The organism is Szabonella alba (assembly GCF_016765775.1).
In the GTDB taxonomy this organism is placed as follows: domain Bacteria; phylum Pseudomonadota; class Alphaproteobacteria; order Rhodobacterales; family Rhodobacteraceae; genus Szabonella; species Szabonella alba.
The window spans coordinates 458,334-474,540 of sequence record NZ_JAESVN010000002.1 but is presented as its reverse complement, the minus strand read 5'-3'; the positions used below and the strand labels follow the sequence as shown (position 1 = coordinate 474,540).

Annotated in this window: 15 protein-coding genes; 4 read left to right on the top strand and 11 right to left on the bottom strand. The window is 64.8% G+C overall.

Annotated features, from left to right (window positions below; genetic code table 11):
• Nucleotide 1 precedes the first annotated feature (1 nt).
• A complete protein-coding gene (locus JL811_RS06710; RefSeq protein WP_237684834.1) occupies nt 2-2,098 on the bottom strand; it encodes a TonB-dependent receptor domain-containing protein in 2,097 nt (698 codons plus the stop codon).
• Between the two features lie 253 nt (nt 2,099-2,351).
• On the opposite strand from JL811_RS06710, the gene JL811_RS06705 reads away from it, so the two are divergent.
• The 4 genes from JL811_RS06705 to JL811_RS06690 are packed head-to-tail and all read left to right on the top strand — an operon-like array spanning nt 2,352 to nt 6,090.
• Nucleotides 2,352-3,392, top strand: a complete 1,041-nt coding sequence (locus JL811_RS06705; protein WP_202687713.1) for a hemin-degrading factor — start codon at nt 2,352-2,354, stop codon at nt 3,390-3,392.
• A complete protein-coding gene (locus JL811_RS06700; protein ID WP_202687712.1) occupies nt 3,389-4,249 on the top strand; it encodes a heme/hemin ABC transporter substrate-binding protein in 861 nt (286 codons plus the stop codon). The genes JL811_RS06705 and JL811_RS06700 overlap by 4 nt, the downstream gene beginning before the upstream one ends.
• Before the next feature lie 4 nt (nt 4,250-4,253).
• Nucleotides 4,254-5,318, top strand: coding sequence for a FecCD family ABC transporter permease (locus JL811_RS06695; RefSeq protein WP_202687907.1), 1,065 nt, complete (start codon nt 4,254-4,256; stop codon nt 5,316-5,318).
• A gap of 1 nt (nt 5,319) precedes the next feature.
• The gene (locus tag JL811_RS06690) at nt 5,320-6,090 is read left to right on the top strand and encodes a heme ABC transporter ATP-binding protein (RefSeq protein ID WP_202687711.1); all 771 of its coding nucleotides are present in this window, start codon (nt 5,320-5,322) and stop codon (nt 6,088-6,090) included.
• Nucleotides 6,091-6,130: 40 nt separating this feature from the next.
• Here the strand turns inward: JL811_RS06690 and doeB are convergent, their stop codons facing one another.
• From doeB to ehuR, 10 genes are all read right to left on the bottom strand, one after another.
• On the bottom strand, nt 6,131-7,123 hold the full coding sequence (gene doeB, locus JL811_RS06685) for a N(2)-acetyl-L-2,4-diaminobutanoate deacetylase DoeB (RefSeq protein WP_202687710.1): 993 nt from the start codon (nt 7,121-7,123) through the stop codon (nt 6,131-6,133).
• 3 nt (nt 7,124-7,126) lie between these two features.
• Complete coding sequence (gene doeA, locus JL811_RS06680) at nt 7,127-8,311, bottom strand: ectoine hydrolase DoeA (RefSeq protein WP_202687709.1); 1,185 nt, start codon at nt 8,309-8,311, stop codon at nt 7,127-7,129.
• A gap of 10 nt (nt 8,312-8,321) precedes the next feature.
• On the bottom strand, nt 8,322-9,305 hold the full coding sequence (gene eutC / locus JL811_RS06675) for an ectoine utilization protein EutC (protein WP_202687708.1): 984 nt from the start codon (nt 9,303-9,305) through the stop codon (nt 8,322-8,324).
• Entirely contained in the window at nt 9,284-10,288 is a 1,005-nt protein-coding gene (gene eutB, locus JL811_RS06670; RefSeq protein ID WP_202687707.1) for a hydroxyectoine utilization dehydratase EutB, read from the bottom strand. The genes eutC and eutB overlap by 22 nt, the downstream gene beginning before the upstream one ends.
• Entirely contained in the window at nt 10,285-11,034 is a 750-nt protein-coding gene (locus tag JL811_RS06665; protein ID WP_202687706.1) for a maleate cis-trans isomerase family protein, read from the bottom strand. The genes eutB and JL811_RS06665 overlap by 4 nt, the downstream gene beginning before the upstream one ends.
• 8 nt (nt 11,035-11,042) lie before the next feature.
• Entirely contained in the window at nt 11,043-11,480 is a 438-nt protein-coding gene (locus tag JL811_RS06660) for a universal stress protein (protein WP_202687705.1), read from the bottom strand.
• 9 nt (nt 11,481-11,489) lie between these two features.
• On the bottom strand, nt 11,490-12,776 hold the full coding sequence (locus JL811_RS06655; RefSeq protein WP_202687704.1) for a TRAP transporter large permease: 1,287 nt from the start codon (nt 12,774-12,776) through the stop codon (nt 11,490-11,492).
• A 13-nt stretch (nt 12,777-12,789) separates the two neighbouring features.
• The gene (locus JL811_RS06650) at nt 12,790-13,371 is read right to left on the bottom strand and encodes a TRAP transporter small permease subunit (protein WP_202687906.1); all 582 of its coding nucleotides are present in this window, start codon (nt 13,369-13,371) and stop codon (nt 12,790-12,792) included.
• Between the two features lie 134 nt (nt 13,372-13,505).
• Complete coding sequence (locus JL811_RS06645) at nt 13,506-14,510, bottom strand: TRAP transporter substrate-binding protein (protein WP_202687703.1); 1,005 nt, start codon at nt 14,508-14,510, stop codon at nt 13,506-13,508.
• Nucleotides 14,511-14,756: 246 nt separating this feature from the next.
• Entirely contained in the window at nt 14,757-16,154 is a 1,398-nt protein-coding gene (gene ehuR / locus JL811_RS06640) for a MocR-like ectoine utilization transcription factor EhuR (protein ID WP_202687702.1), read from the bottom strand.
• Nucleotides 16,155-16,207: the final 53 nt, after the last annotated feature.

Here is a 16,207-nt window from a genome sequence, read left to right as displayed (position 1 = left end):
GTCAGAAACTCCGGGCAAGCGCAAGTTTTACGGTCCGCCCCGGAGCCTTGTCCAGTGCGAGGTTTTGGCGATAGTCGCGGTCAAAGAGGTTGTCGACGCCGAATTGCACCTCGGTTCCACCGAAACGGCCGGTCGAGGGTTTCCAGGTCACGAACACGTCATGCGTGTGCCAGGATGAGGCCGAGGTCGTGGCCGATCCGGTCTTGATCGCATCGGCCCAGTTCATCCGCCAGCCCATTGAAAGGTCATGTGCGGGGATCTTGGCCCCCAGCGTCAGGGCCACGGTTTCGGCGGGTGTGTCGGTCAGCACGATGCCGGTGGTCTTGTCCTTGGTTTTCACCTTGGACCAGGCCGCCTGCGCGAACCAGCGTTCGGCGTCATAGCTTGCCTCCAGTTCGGCCCCCCAGAGACGCGCGCGGTTGATGTTGGAATAATAGGGCACAGGACCGGCCCCCGATCCGACTGTCGGGCGCGGGGTAGTCGCGATCAGGTCCTGCACATCATTGTGAAAGCCGGTCACCTTCACCTGCAGGCTGTCGCCGTCACTGAACAGATTGTCACGCTGCCATGCAAAACCCAGTTCGACCGAATTCGCCTTTTCCGGCAGAAGGTTGAGGCTTGGCGTGCGGCCTACAAGCGTCGCGGTCGGGGCGCCCGAGGAATAAAGCTCATCCAGCGTCGGCATCCGTTCGGTGCGCGCGATGGACCCGAACACCGCCCAGTCATCATTGATCTTGTAATGCAGCGCCAGTTTCGGCGAAACGGCGGTCTCATCACTGGCGACCCCGCCTTGTGCGATCACCGCATCGCTGGGCCGAAGACGGCCGAAATCGACGCGGAGGCCGGGGATGATGGTCAGCCGGTCATCATAGACGAATTCGCCCTGCGCATAGAGGCCGATCTTGCGGTCGCGCCCTTCGGGGTGAAACTCCATCGGCCCGGCGCTGGAGGTCGCGATGCGCTGCTGGTTCTGGACCTGAAGACCGACGATCACGCTGTTGTCCCACGCCCCCATCGACAGATCGGATGTGTTCTCGATCTTCAGGCTGGTGGTGCGATAGCTGAAATCGCCGTCGCACAGCACCTGCATCTGCCCCGGCGCGCACATCATGCCGAAGGTGAAGTTGCGCTTGGTGACCGCCGTATCGGTATAGGACAGGGTTGCGGTCAGGTCCAACCACGGATTGCCCGCAAATTCGTGGCGGTATTGCAGGGTCGCCGTATCGTCGATGGTGCGGATGTCGGCATTGCCGAAACTGGGAATGAAGATCGCACCGCCGCTTTGAGCAACGACACTGTTCGGAAGGTCGCCATCGGTGCGCGACATGGACAGGGTCAGCGACTGGTCGGCATTGGCACCAAAGCTGTATTTGCCCTTCAGAAGGCCCGACCAGCGGTCAAATCCCGTCCCGGCAATGGCAACGCCCGCGCCGTCATCGACCTCACCCCGCGTGCCGTAATTCAGCGCGGCAAGGGTTTCGAACTGGTCCGAATAGCGCTGCGCCCAGATCACGCCCGCGCCATAGGCATCGCCATTGCTGGCATAATCGGCCTTGAAGCGCAGCACGCGGTCCTGCCCGTCGGTCAGGAAATCGCTGGCATCCTTGGTCGTGAAGGCCACGACACCGCCCAGAGCGCCCGAGCCGTAAAGTGTGGACGAGGCCGGACCGCGCAGAACCTCGACCCGTTTGAAAAGTTCAAAATCGCCGAAGAACGACCCCATGCGATATTGCTCAAAGAATTTCGGCGCGCCGTCCACGGTGACGATGATCCGCGCCTCGGATGCGGTCTGTTCGGTATTGCCGATCCCGCGGATGTTGAAGGCCTGCCCTGCCGGACGGGCCGAGGCCCCCGCCCCGGAAACGCCCGGAACGGTCTTGAACAGATCGCTCAGGGTTTGCGGGCGGTCGCGGTCCAGATCCTCCTGTTCCACGGTTGAAACCGCCTGTGGCGTGTCGATGGCAACCTTGGGCGACCCCGCCCCCAGCACAATCCGCCCCAACAGGGCAAAGCCGCCGCCGGACTGTTGCGCCGGGGTGGTCTGCTGGGCCTGTGCATGGGGGGCGGCGGCCAGAACGGCCAGCGCGGCGGAAAGCATGAGGCGCCCTTTGGCGCGGATGGGTGAAAAGGCAGTCATGGGTGTCCCTTATCTGCAGATGTCTGCGCAAAGGCTGGCCCGTGGCTGGCGGCAGAAGATTCCGACTTGATCTGTCAGGAAATGCCGCTTAGTTAATCCGACTGTATCTGTCAAGTATATCATCCCGATATCCTGACCAAATTCCAGCGCCTCCAGCCATGGCCCCCGGCCTGCCAGACCTGCGCCAGACATCAAAATCTGCAAAGGACATGCCATGGCCCATCTGCCAGACCCCGCCCCAATCCGCGCGTTGCGCCTCGAAAACCCCAAGGCCCGCGCCCGCGATCTTGCCCATGCCAATGGCCTGACCGAGGCGCAACTTGTCGCCGCCCATGTCGGCCATGGCGCGACCGTCATCGACGCGGTGCCGGATCGCCTGATCCCGCTGGTTGCGGCGCTTGGCGATGTGATGGCACTGACGCGCAACGAATCCTGCGTGCATGAACGGCGCGGCACCTATGGTGACTATCATCCCGGCGCCCATGCCCAGATGGTGCTGGGGTCCGAGATCGACCTGCGGATCTTCCCCTCGCATTGGGTGCATGGATTTGCGGTTGAGGAGACCGGGGCCGATGGCGTCAAACGCTCGGTCCAGATTTTTGATGCGGCGGGCGATGCCGTGCACAAGGTGCATCTGAAACCCGAATCCGATGCGGATGCCTTTGCCGCGCTGGTGGCGGCCCTGCGCCGTGACGACCAATCCCAAATCCTGACGCTGGCACCGCGCAAGCCGGCCCAGCCCGCGAAATCCGACCCGTCCAAGGCCGAGGCCCTGCGCGCCGAATGGGACACCATGACCGACACGCATCAGTTTCTGCGGCTGGTGGGTCGGCTGAAGATGAACCGCCTTGGGGCCTATCAGATCGCAGGCGCGCCGCGCGCACAACGGCTGGATCCGCAATCGGTCACGGAGGCACTGCATGCCGCCGCCGATGGCCAGATCCCGGTGATGATCTTCGTCGGCAATATGGGCTGTATCCAGATCCATGGTGGCCCGATCGAGCGGGTCGTGCCGATGGGGCCGTGGATCAATGTCATGGACCCGCGTTTCAACCTGCATCTGCGCGGCGACCGCATTGCCGAGGTCTGGCTGGTTGAAAAACCCACCAAGCGCGGCCCGGCAATCAGCATCGAGGCCTTCGATGCGGAAGGGGAGATCATCCTGCAGATCTTTGGCTATCGCAAGGATGCCCCACCCGACGCATGGGATGCGATGGTCCGCACCCTGCCGCTGCTGGAAGAGGTTCCGGCATGATCCGCGCCATCCTTCTTGCACTGGCGCTGCCGGGCATGGCCATGGCGGACAGTCCTGCAACCGACAGCGCCGCGCGCGTGGTGTCGCTGGGCGGGTCAGTGACCGAGATTGCCGTGGCCCTTGGCGCGGGTGACCGTCTGGTGGGCCGGGATACGACATCGAACTATCCCGATTCGGTACTCGATCTGCCTGATGTCGGTTATATCCGCGCCCTGTCACCCGAGGGGGTGCTCAGCCTTGGTCCTGATCTGATCCTGTCCGAGGCGGGCGCAGGCCCGGCCGAGGCGGTGACAGTTCTGCAGGCGGCAGGCGTGCCCTTCATCCAGATGCCCGGCGATCCCACGCCCGAGGGAGTGCTGGACAAGATCGACGCGGTTGCCGCGGCGCTGAATCTGCCTGAGGCGGGAGCGGCCCTGCATGACAGCGTGGCCGAGGGGCTGGAGGCCGCGCGCCAGCGGGCGGCGGAAATCACCGCGCCGAAATCGGTTTTGTTCGTGCTGTCCCTGACCGCAGGCCGGGTGACGGCAGGGGGCGCGGGCAGTGCTGCCGAAGGCATCATCGAACTGGCAGGCGGCAGGAATGCCGCCCAAGGGTTCGATGGCTGGAAGCAGATGACCGATGAGGCGGTGATCGCCAGTGCGCCCGACGTGATCCTGATGATGGAGCGCGAGGGCGATCTGGCGGTGACGGACGCGGATGTGCTGGCCCATCCCGCCCTGTCGCTGACGCCCGCCGCCAAGACGGGGCGTATCCTGCGCATGGACGGGATGCTGGTTCTGGGCTTTGGCCCCCGCACGCCCGAGGCTGCGGCGACGCTGCATGACGCGATCTATGGCACCGGGTCCGGTGGGGATTGAAACCATGGTGGCGCTTGCCAATCCCGCCCTGTCCCAAGGGGATCGCAGCAGCCGCGCGCTGCTGGTGTTCCGGCTGCTGCTGGTTCTGGTCGTGACCGTCTCGCTGCTGTCGCTGGGAACCGGGGCGGCGGGCGTGCCGCTGTGGCAGGTGGCGCAGGATCTGACCGGTGAGGGGCTGAGTGCGCGCGACCGCGTGATTCTGATGGATATCCGCCTGCCGCGTCTGGCGATGGGGCTGGCGGTCGGGGCGGCGCTGGCGGTGTCAGGTGCGCTGATGCAGGGGCTGTTCCGCAACCCGCTGGCCGATCCCGGCATTGTCGGCGTTGGCGCGGGGGCGGGGCTGGGCGCTGTCACGGCCATCGTGCTGGGCGGGCTGCTGCCTGCGGGCCTGTCAACGCTGGTCGGGCTGCATCTGGTGCCCTTCGCGGCCTTTCTGGGCGGTTGGGCGGCGACGCTGCTGCTGTACCGGATCGCAACCCGGGGCGGACAAACCTCGGTCGCGACGCTGTTGCTGGCAGGGATCGCCCTTGGCGCCATGGCGGGGGCGCTGACGGGGGTGCTGGTCTATCTGGCCGATGACACCCAGTTGCGCAACCTGACCTTCTGGGGCATGGGATCCGTCGCCGGGGCAAGCTGGTCCAAGATCGGCGTCGGCCTGCCCTTGATCCTGCCGGTGCTGCTGCTGTCGCCGCTGCTGGCGCGGGCGCTGAATGCGCTGTCGCTGGGGGAGGCGCAGGCCAGCCATCTGGGCGTCGAGGTGCAGCGCGTGAAACGCATTGCGGTTCTGGCGGTCGCGGCGGCGGCAGGTGCGGCGGTCGCCATGGCAGGCGGGATCGGATTCATCGGGATCGTCGTGCCGCATCTGTTGCGGCTGGCAACCGGACCCGATCATCGCTGGCTTTTGCCCAATGCGGCCCTGCTGGGCGGGGTTCTGCTGGTCGGGGCCGACATGATTGCGCGGACCATCGTGGCCCCTGCCGAACTGCCCATCGGGATCGTCACCGCCCTGATCGGCGCACCGGTCTTTCTGTGGATCCTGCTGCAACGGCGCGGCTTCGGAGGGCTTTGACATGCTGCTGGCTGAAAACCTGACTGTCAGCCTTGCCCGGCGCGAGATTCTGCGCGGGGTTTCGTTGTGCTGCCTGCCGGGCACGCTGACCGCGATTGTCGGACCGAACGGGTCGGGCAAGACGACGCTGCTGCGCGCCCTGACCGGGGATCTGCCCTATGGTGGTTCGGCCTCGCTCAACGGGCATGAGATCCGCGACACGCCTGCGCCGCAGCTTGCGGCACGGCGCGGCGTGCTGGCGCAATCGACGCAGCTTGCCTTTCCCTTCACCGTGCTGGAGGTCGTGCGGCTGGGGCTGGTCAATGGCGGCGATGAAACCCGCGCCCGGCAGGCGCTGGCCGAGGTGGGGCTGGCGGGTTTTGCCGGGCAGTTGGTGCAGGATCTGTCGGGCGGCGAACAGGCCCGGGTGCAACTGGCCCGCGTGCTGGCGCAGATCTGGGAACCGGTATCGCCCGCCGGTCCGCGCTGGCTGTTTCTGGATGAACCGGTGGCGGCGCTGGATATCGGCCAGCAACTGGCGGTGATGCGGCTGGCGCGGCGCTTTGCCGATGCAGGCGGCGGCGTCGTGGCGGTGATGCATGATCTGAACCTGTCGGCCATGTTCGCCGACCGAGTGGCGCTGATCCATGGCGGCAGACTGCTGGCACATGGCCGCGCGGCCGAGGTTCTGACCGACCGCCATCTGGAAACCGCCTATTGCTGCGCGCTGCGGGTCAATACCGTGCCGATGGGCAATTGCCCTTGGCTCGTGCCGCAGGCGGTGGCGGGCTGACCCCGCCCCCGCCCCTGGCCTTACCGCCTGCGCGCGGCGATCAGGCCGAAACCTCGGCAATCACCGCCAGACAATCCCCGCTTTGCAAAAGCCCCGGGAAATGCCGCGCGGCGATCACGCCTTGCCGCTTGGAATTGACCGTCAGCGGCATCAGCCCCGTGCGGTCCAGCGGCCAGATCCGGGCAATCGGCGTGCCCTTTTCCACCCGCTCCCCCAGATCGGCCAAGGGCTCCAGCATGCCCTCAGCCTCGGCGATGTGGAAACAGTCGTCATCGGGCATGTCCAGCGTGACACTGGGGGTCAGGTCCAGCTCTCCCTGCAGGATACCCGCATGGATCAGCAGATTGCGTGTACCGCGATGCGCTATCCGGGCCGAATTGGCCGTGGCAGACCCGCCGCCGCCCAGTTCGGTCGTCACAAAGACCTTGCCCTGCGATTCCACCGCCGTGTCATACATGCCGACGGAATCAATCTCACGCATCATCAGGGTATAGGGCGCGTTGAACGCCTCGACCGCCGCGACACAGGCCGCCTGCTGGGCGGCGGCATCCAGATAATGCGCGCAGGCGAAGGGCAGGAAATCCAGCGTCTTGCCGCCCGAATGGAAATCCAGCACCACATCCGCCATCGGCACCAGAACATCGTTGAAATAATTCGCGATCTTCTGCGTCGGCGATCCGTCCGGCGCCCCCGGAAAGGACCGGTTCATGTTCACCCGGTCGATGGGCGAAACCCGCGTTCCGGCCCGGAAGGCCGGATAGTTCATATAGGGCACGATGATGACGCGGCCCGTCACATCTTCGGGCCGCAGATCATGCGCCAGCGCCTGCAGGGCGATGGGGCCTTCATATTCATCGCCGTGATTGGCCCCGGTCAGAAGCGCGGTCGGCCCCTCACCGTTGGCGACCACACAAAGCGGAACCATCACCGCGCCCCATGCGCTGTCATCGCGCGAATAGGGCAGGCGCAGAAAGCCGTGATATTTGCCCGGCTGATCCAGCGGGATCGTCGGACTGATCGGATTTGTTGCCATCGCTTACCCCTTAACAAACAACTGACGCGGCACCGAGGCAAGGCATTCCGGTGCCCCGTCCGTGATCGCGATACTTTCGGTGATTTCCAGCCCCCAGTCCTGCATCCACAGCCCCGTCATGAAATGGAAGGTCATGCCCGGGCGCAGTTCGGTGCGGTCGCCGGGGCGCAGCGAACAGGTGCGTTCGCCCCAGTCCGGCGGATAGCTGAGCCCGATGGGATAGCCGGTGCGGTTGTCCTTGACGATGCCGTGCTTTTTCAACACGCCAAAGAAGGCATTGGCCACATCCTCACAGGTATTGCCGGCGCGCGCGGCCTCAAGCCCGGCCTCCATCCCTTCCAGTGTCGCCGATTCCGCATCCAGAAAGGTCTGGCTGGGCTTGCCCAGAAACACCGTGCGCGACAGCGGGCAGTGATAGCGGTGATAGCATCCGGCCAGTTCGAAGAAGGTGCCTTCGCCTTCCTTCATCGGCTTGTCATCCCATGTCAGATGCGGGGCTGCGGCATCCGACCCCGAGGGCAGCAGCGGCACGATGGCCGGGTAATCGCCCCCGAAACCGAGATCCGGATCATAGCGCAGGCCCGCATCATAGATCTCGGCCACAAGGTCGCATTTGCGCAGGCCCGGCTCGATCTTGTCGACGATGCGCTGATGCATCTTTTCCACCAGACGCGCGGCGCGGCGCATGTAATCCAGTTCCTGCGCGGATTTTTCCAGCCGCTGCCAGTTCACCAGCGCGGTGGCATCCAGCAAGGCACCCGGCAGATGGGTCGCAAGCGATTGATGCGCGGCGGCGGTGAACCAGTAATTGTCCATCTCGACGCCGATCCGGCCCTTGTGCCAGCCCCGGTCGGTCAGCCGGGCGGACAGATAATCCATCGGATGCCGCTCGGTCGATTGCACATAATGGTCGGGATAGCCGATCACGCATTCATCCGGCATCCAGCAGGTGCGGACCGCGCCATTGGCATCCTGCCCGCGCCCGAACCAGACCGGATCGCCCGAGGGACCGACCACCACGCATTGATGCACATAAAAGGACCAGCCGTCATAGCCGGTCAGCCAGGCCATGTTCGAGGGATCGGTGACGATCAGCGTGTCGATGCCACGCGCGGCCATTGCCGCGCGGGTCTTGGCAACACGCGCGTCATATTCAGCGCGGGTGAATCGGGGCAGAGGATTGGGCATTTTGACCTGCTCAGCTATGGATGGTGGTGCCCGCTGCGCCCGCTTTCGCAAGCGCGAAAGTGGCGATGGCGGTATCCTGAACGCCGGTCCCTGTCAGATCGGCAATCGTGATTTCGTCGGGGCTTTGCCGCCCCGGTGCGGTGCCTGAAAGAACCTCTCCCAGTTCGGCAAAGCTCTGATCGGAGGCAATCAGCCCGGCCTCGATCGCGCTGCGCAACTCGCCAAGGCTGCGCACCTGTGACAGCCGGTCGGGCACATAACGCGCGCGGGTCAGTGCCGCGGGATCAATCTCGTTCTTGCCATGCTGGTCCGACCCCATGGCCGTGACATGCTGTCCGGGGCGCAGCCAGTCGGCGCGCAGCACCGGGGTCGTGGCGGGTGTGGTCGTGATGACGATATCGGCCGCAGCAACCGCCGCCTGCGGGTCGGCCATCGCCGTCACCGGCATGTCCAGCAGCGCCGACATCCCGGCCGCCGCCGCCCCGGCCTTGTCCGCATCTCGGGCCCAGACCACCGCGCGGCGGATCGGTCGCACAAGGCACAGCGCCTGCAACTGCATCCGCGCCTGCATGCCCGCCCCCATGATGCAGGCGGTCGTGGCATCCGGCCGTGACAGCGCCCGCGCGGCCACCGCCCCCGCCGCCGCCGTGCGCAGATCGGTCAGATAGCCATTGTCCAGCAGCAGCGCCTGCACCTGTCCCGTCCGGGCCGACAGCAGCATCATCAGCCCCGAGGTTGAGGGCAGCCCCAGTTTCGGATTGTCGAAGAACCCCGGGCTGACCTTGATCGCAAAGCCGTCGAGACCCGGCATATAGGCGGTTTTGACATCCACCTCGCCATTATGTTCGGCAATGGCCATGGACAGGATCGGCGGCATCACCACCCGGCCCGAGGCCAGACTGCGGAAAGCCTCCATGATCCGGTCCACCAGATCGACCGACAGGCCAACCACCCCGCGCAGTTCGGATTCCGTCAGGATGCGTATATCGGGCATGGTCCATCCTCCAGATCCGGGGTTTCGCCGTTGATGATGCGCTTGTGATATTCGGGGTCGATATTGCCGCCGGTCAGCGGCAGGATAACCGGGCCGTCGGGCACAAACCTGCCGCCCAGCATTGCCGCCACCCCCACGGCGGCCGCACCTTCGACCGTCGCGCCCTCGGCCAGATAGAGAAAGCGGATGCCCGCAGCGATCTCGGCCTCGGAGACAAGGATCACCTCATCCACCAAGGCCTGCACCATGGCAAAGCTGTGGCGGTTTTCCATCCCGATGCCGCCGCCCAGCGAATCCGCCAGCGTCGGCACCTCGCGGACATCCACGGGCTTTCCGGCCTCAAGGCTGGCGGCCATCGCCGCGCCACGTTCCATCGTGACGCCGATGATGCGGGTTTCGGGGTTCAGCGCCTTCATCGCGCCCGCAACCCCGGCCAGCAACCCGCCCCCGGACAAGGGCACCAGAACGGTCACCGGGCCCGGCACGGCCGCGGCCATTTCCAGCCCCAGCGTGCCCTGCCCCGCAATCACCTGCATATCGTCGAAAGGCGGGATCAGGGCAAAGCCCTCTTCGGCGACCAGACGCTCGGCCTCGCGCATCGCCGCGTCCTGACTGTCGCCGATCACCCGCGCCTCGGCGCCCAGCAACTCAATCGCGTGGCGCTTGTTATAGGGCACCAGTTCGGACAGGCAGATCACCGCAGGCAGGCCCGCCACCACCGCCGCATGGGCCAGAGCGCGGCCATGATTGCCGGTCGAGGCCGTCGTGACCCCCGCCGCCCCGTCGGGCAGTTGCAGCACCGCATTGGTCGCGCCGCGCAGCTTGAAGGCCCCGGTCTCCTGTTCCTGCTCATGCTTGAGCCAGACCGGATGACCGCATTGCTCACTCAGCACCGAGGACAGGAGACAGGGGGTTTCATTGATATACGGCGCGATCCGCGCGGCGGCGGCCTGATAATCGGCCAACGACAAAGACAAGGTCATGACGGCGCATCCTTCAATCGGAACAGCGCACCGGGCCCCGGGGTGTCAAACCCCGCCGCCCGCAGCATGGCCCAGCCAAGCGCCTGATTTGAACTGACCACCGGCTTGCCCAGCATCGCCTCGATCCGGTCGATCAGCGGCAGAACGGGCAGCGCGGTGCAGGCGACGAACATCGCCTCGGCCTCCGGGTGGTCGGCATCCCGGGCAGCGGCGATCAGGGCCTCATCGGTGACCATGGCGATATCGCGGTCATCGGCAATGCCCATGCCGCGCACCCGGACCAGATCGAACCCTGCCGCAGTGAAATAATCGGCCATCGGTGCGGTGGTCTCGGGCACATAGGCGGTCAGCAGCGACAGCCGCCGCACGCCAAGGGCGCGAAACCCTTCAACCGCCGCATGGGGCGGGGTGCGGACCGGAACGCCGGAACGCACCATGCCGATGGTGTCGGCCAGAACCGCATCCCCGATGACCACCGACCCCGAGGTGCAACCATACCCGATGCTGGCCAGCGGGATACCGGGCAGGATCAGATCCGCCGCCGCTGCGATATGCGGGGCCATGGCGCGCAGGTTTTCGGGCGTGGTCGGATTGGCATAGGCCACGCGCGACACATGCAGCCGCGCGCCCTCGGGCATCAGGCTTTGCAGGTCATGTTCGATGGTCAGATCGGTCGCCAGCGCGACCAGCCCCAGACGGGCAGGACCGGAGGACCGGTCGGCATAAAGCGGAGAGGGGGGGGACATTCAGGGCCTCAGATGACAAGCACGGGACAATCCGCAAGCCCCGTCACCTTATGCGACACCGAGCCCAGCAGATAACCCTCGATCGACCCCAGCCCCCGGCTACCGATCACGATCAGGTCGATCTCGCGTTCCTTGGCCCATGCGACGATTGTGCGGGCGGGTTGACCGGGCTTGATGAAGGCCCGCACCTGTTTCGCGCCTGCGGCATGCGCCACCTTTCGTCCATGATCCACCACGCCCTGCGCATGGTCGCGCAGCACAGAGTCCAGATTGCCCGGATCGGCGGGCCGCACCATGGAAAACGAAGCCTCCAGCATGGAATGGTGGCGATAGACCGTCAGCAGGAACAGTTCCGCCCCGGTCAGCGCGGCCAGTTCCACCGCCTTGTGCAGCGCCTGTTCGGCGATGGTCGACCCGTCGAAGGGCACGAGGATGCGTTTGAACATGATGCCCCCTTATTTCGCGAATGCCAGATCACGCAGGAACAGCGCAATTTGCGGGAAGAAGATCAGCAGCACCGCCACCGACAACAGCATGATCACGAAAGGCGGCGTGCCCCGGATCACCTCGATATAGGGCCGCTTGAAGACCGCAATCGCCGTGAAGATATCGCAGCCGAAGGGCGGCGTGGCCGATCCGATAGCCACCTGCAGCACGATGATCGCGCCGACATGCACCGGGTCGAGGCCGACCGATTGCACCACCGGCGCGAAGATCGGCACCAGCACAAGGATCACGACAATCGGATCCACGAACATGCAGCCGACGAAGAAGGCGATCGAGATCACCGCCAGCACGCCGTAAGGGCCCATCTGGTCGATGCCGATGCTGCCCAGCACCGCCTGCGGCACCTGCGCGAATGAGATAATCCACGAGAACCCGGCCCCGGCGGCCACAAGGATGAACACGACTGCCGTAATCAGCCCGGTCGACCGCGCCGTGGCGATCAGCCCGCGCAGATTGACGGTGCGGAACACGACCATTTCAAGGATCAGCGCATAAAGCACGCAGACGGCCGCCGCCTCGGTGGGTGAAAAGATGCCGCCATAGATGCCGCCGATGATGATGGCCGGAAAGCCCAGCGGCCAGAGCGCCTTCTGGAAGGAGGTCACCCGCTCCCCCCAGGTTGCGGGCTCTTCGGCGGGCACATTGTTGCGCACCGCATAGATCCAGCAATAGATCGAGAACATGACCATGATCAGCAGCCCCGGACCGATCCCCGCGATGAAAAGCTCGGCAATCGAGGTGTTGGAGACCACGCCATAGATGATCATGCCGATGGAGGGCGGGATCAGAAAGGCGATATCCGAGGAATTGACGATCAGCGCCAGCGTGAAACTGTCCTTGTAACCCGCCTTCAGCATCCGCGGACGCAACGGCGTGCCGACGGCGACGACGGTCGCCTGCGTGGACCCCGACACCGCGCCGAACATCGTGCAGGCGGTCACGGTGGAAATCGCCAGCCCGCCCTTCTTGTGGCGGATGAAGGCCATGACAAGGTCAATCAGCCGCCCGGCGGATTGTCCGCGTGTCATGATATCTGCGGCGAAGATGAACATCGGAACCGCGATCAGCGAGGCCGGGCGGATCCCCGCCAGCATCTGGGCGACCAGCGTTTCGGTCTGCCCGAAACTGCCGAAGACCATGAACATGCCCAGCCCCGCTGCCGCGATCAGCGGGATCATCATGGGAAATCCCAGCAGCAGCAGAACCACCATTACCGCGAAAATCGTCAATGCCATTGCCGGTGTCCCCTCAGACTTCCTGATCGCTGTCGTCGGAATATCCCTCAAGCACATTGGTCGAGAGATAGATGTCTTTCTCCAGCAGGTTCTTGATTGCCGTCAGTGTGTATTGCAGGCCCGTCATGAAAAACCCGGCCGGAACCCAGACCAGCGTCCACCACAGCGGTATCTGCAGCGATGGCAGGATCCGGCCCCGGCTGAATGTCGTTGCAAGATAGCCCCAGGAATACCAGGCCAGCACGAACATGAAACCCGCCGTGACCAGCGCGATGGTGATCATCAGCGCCTTGCGTCCCGGCCCGGGCAGCATGTCGAAGATCGCCGACATGCGGATATGCCGGCCATGCCGCGCGGCATAGCTGATGCCTGCAAAGGTGATGAGGATGATCAGGATCCGGTTCACCTCTTCGGTGGACTGGATCGACATTCCGAAACCGTAGCGCCCGACGACATTGGCAATCGTATTGGCCGCCATAAGCAACACACCGGCGGCCAGCAGAAAGGCCTCAAGCCGCGCGATGCCGGTGTCGATCCAGCCCAGCGGGCCGGGCAGATCCGAACGGTAGGAGGCAAGGGCCGTGTCGTCATCAATCTCGGCCCGGGGGGCAAGATCGGCGACAGGGCGGGACTCGTTTTGGTCACTCACGGGCGCGATCCGTTTCTGATGGGAAAACCGTTAACAAATAGGGTGCCGGAGGCGCGGCAAGGCGCCTCCGGCAGGATCCGTCACTCGGACGCGGCGGCAAGGTCCGCCTTCATCTGGTCGAGAATGCGCTGACCGCTGTCGCCGGTCATGCGCAGGAACTCGGCTTCGACATCGGCCGAGGCCGCCATGAAGGGCGCGCGCTGTTCCTCGGTCAGCACCGTGACGGTGATCGAGGGCTTGGCCTCCTTGATCGTCTCAAGGGCGCGCTCGGTCAGGCCGTTCTGGTATTCGAGGATATAATCGAAGGCGACATCCACCGCGTCGCGCACAACCTGCTGATCCTCTTCCGACAGCCCTGCAAAGAAATCAGCATTCGCCATCAGCGCCGTGGTGAAGTTGTTATGCCCGGTAAAGGTGATGTGGTCGGTCACCTCATACATCTTCGTCGATTCGACGAAGAACATCGGGTTTTCCTGTCCCTGAATCATGTTGGTCTGCAGACCGCCATAGACCTCACCCCAGGGCAGCGGCGTCGGCACCGCACCAAAGGCGCGATAGCTTTCGACCAGCAGCGGGTTGGTCATCACGCGGATGTTCTGCTCGTTCAGGTCGGCCGGGCTGGTCACCGGGTTCTTGGTGGTCATGACCACCTCGCCCTCGGGATACATCGTCAGCAGTTCCAGACCATGCTGAGCATAAAGCTCGGGGAACATTTCGTTGATCGCGACCGATTCACGGAAGAACTTGTTCAGCGCTTCGCCTTCCTGCGGCAGCAGATAGGGCACGAAGAACACCTGCGCCTCGGGGATCAGCGCGCCGGTGAAGCCCGGGGACTGGTTCACGAATTGCAGGATGCCCGATTGGGTCTGCTCCATGATGTCATCCGATTCCCCCAGCGTGCCGAAGGGGAAAAGCTGCACTTCGTGGTCGGTATTGGCCTCGACATGTTCCTTGAACTGCTGGGCGAAGACGCCCTGCACCTCATCCAGCGCTTCCTCGAAGGCATAGCGCCAGGTTTCGGCATTCGCGGTGGAGGCCATCAGGCCCGCCGTTCCGAGGCCGAGCATCAATGTCTTGAATGTCATTGCATATTCCCTGTCTTGGGCGCCTTGACTGGCGCGCTTGGGTTGGCGTCAGACCGCCCCGACCGGGTTTCACTCCGGAGCGGGCGGCGACGAAATCAGGTCATTCCAGAGCGTTCAAAATCAGCACAAGGCCGGATTCGCCCCGGAAATCCGCATGTGCAGAGACAACGACAAGACATTGTGTCAAGTCAATAAGAACATTAAATCATGACAATTTCAGCCTGCCCATACAGGGCTTCGCAGCGTCTAAAGTGTCAGGAAATCGGGCTCGGGCGTGTTGCGGGCCAGCCGGGAAATGCGGGTCAGCGCCTCGCGCAGCGACTCTTCGTCGGGGGAACCAAGACAGATGCGCACCCCCCGGGAACTCCGCGGGGCGGGTCCGGTCTCAAACGCGCTTCCGGGCGCGATGGCCACGCCCCGCAGCCGCGCGGAATTGACAAAGGCCGCCTCTTCCCAACCCTCGGGCAGGTCCAGCCAGACATGCATTCCGCTGCCCGTGCCGCGCCAGCGCAGCCCCTCAAGACAGTCCGCCGCAATCGCATTGCGCCGCTGCAGCATGCGGCGCTGCCAGTCCACCAGTCGCGACGCCTCACCCGAGGCGATCAGACGCGATGCGATCTCGGCCATCAAGGGTGTCGCCATCCAGTTGGTGACCATGTGGCGGGTGAAGGCGGCGGTCAGATGCGCCTCGGGCACCACCAGCCAGCCCAGCCGCAACCCCGGCATCAGCAGCTTCGACAGGGTGGTGACATAGAACACCCGTTCGGGTGCAAGGGCTGCCAGCGGCGGCGGACGGTCGGGGTTCAGCGGACCGGTCACGTCACATTCGATGATCGTCAGATCCAGTTTGCGCGCCACCGCCACAATCGCCGCACGGCGGGCAGGCCCCATCATCTGCGCACGGGGATTCGTCGGTCCGGGCAAGGTAAACAAGGCGCGCGCGCCGGTTCTGCGGGCCGCCTGTTCAAGCTGTTCGGGCAGGATCCCTTCGCTGTCGCAGGGCAGCCCCTCCAGCTTCATGCCATGCAGCCGCGTCAGGCTTTTCAGCGTGTGATGGCCCAGCTCCTCGGTCAGGACCGTATCGCCCGGCAGGGCCGCCGTGGCCAGCGCGACCGTCATCGCAGGGGTCGCGCCATTGGTGGTCAGCACCTGATCGGTCCGCACCACGACGCCGCATTCGGCCAGCCAGCCAAGGGCACGCTCGGCATGGCGACGCAGCGCCTGACGCGGGCGGAAGGAAAACAGCACCTCGGCCGGAAGATCCCCCGCAAGCCCGGCCAGAACCGCATCCATCGCCGCCGCCTGCCCCGGACCCAGCACCGGGGTCAGCATGGAACAGTCGATGATCCGGTCATCCTGATCAATCCGGTGATAGGGGGGCGGGCGCCCCTCGACCGCCGCTGCCCCCTTGACGAAGGTGCCGCGCCCGACCTCTCCGGCGATCACATCGCTCCGGATCAGCGCCTCATAGGCGCGGCTGACCGTCTGCACCGACAGGCCCAGACGGAAGGCCAGATCGCGATGCGTGGGCAAACGGTCCCCCGGTCGCAACTCTCCCGAGGCGACAGCGGCAGAGATGACCTGCGCGAGCGAACGATAGGCGGGGCGCTTGATCTCCGCCGGGTCTGGCAACCAGATTGACATGAAATCAGCATGACAATTTTGAACTGTCATGCAAGAACTGATTGCAAACCCGG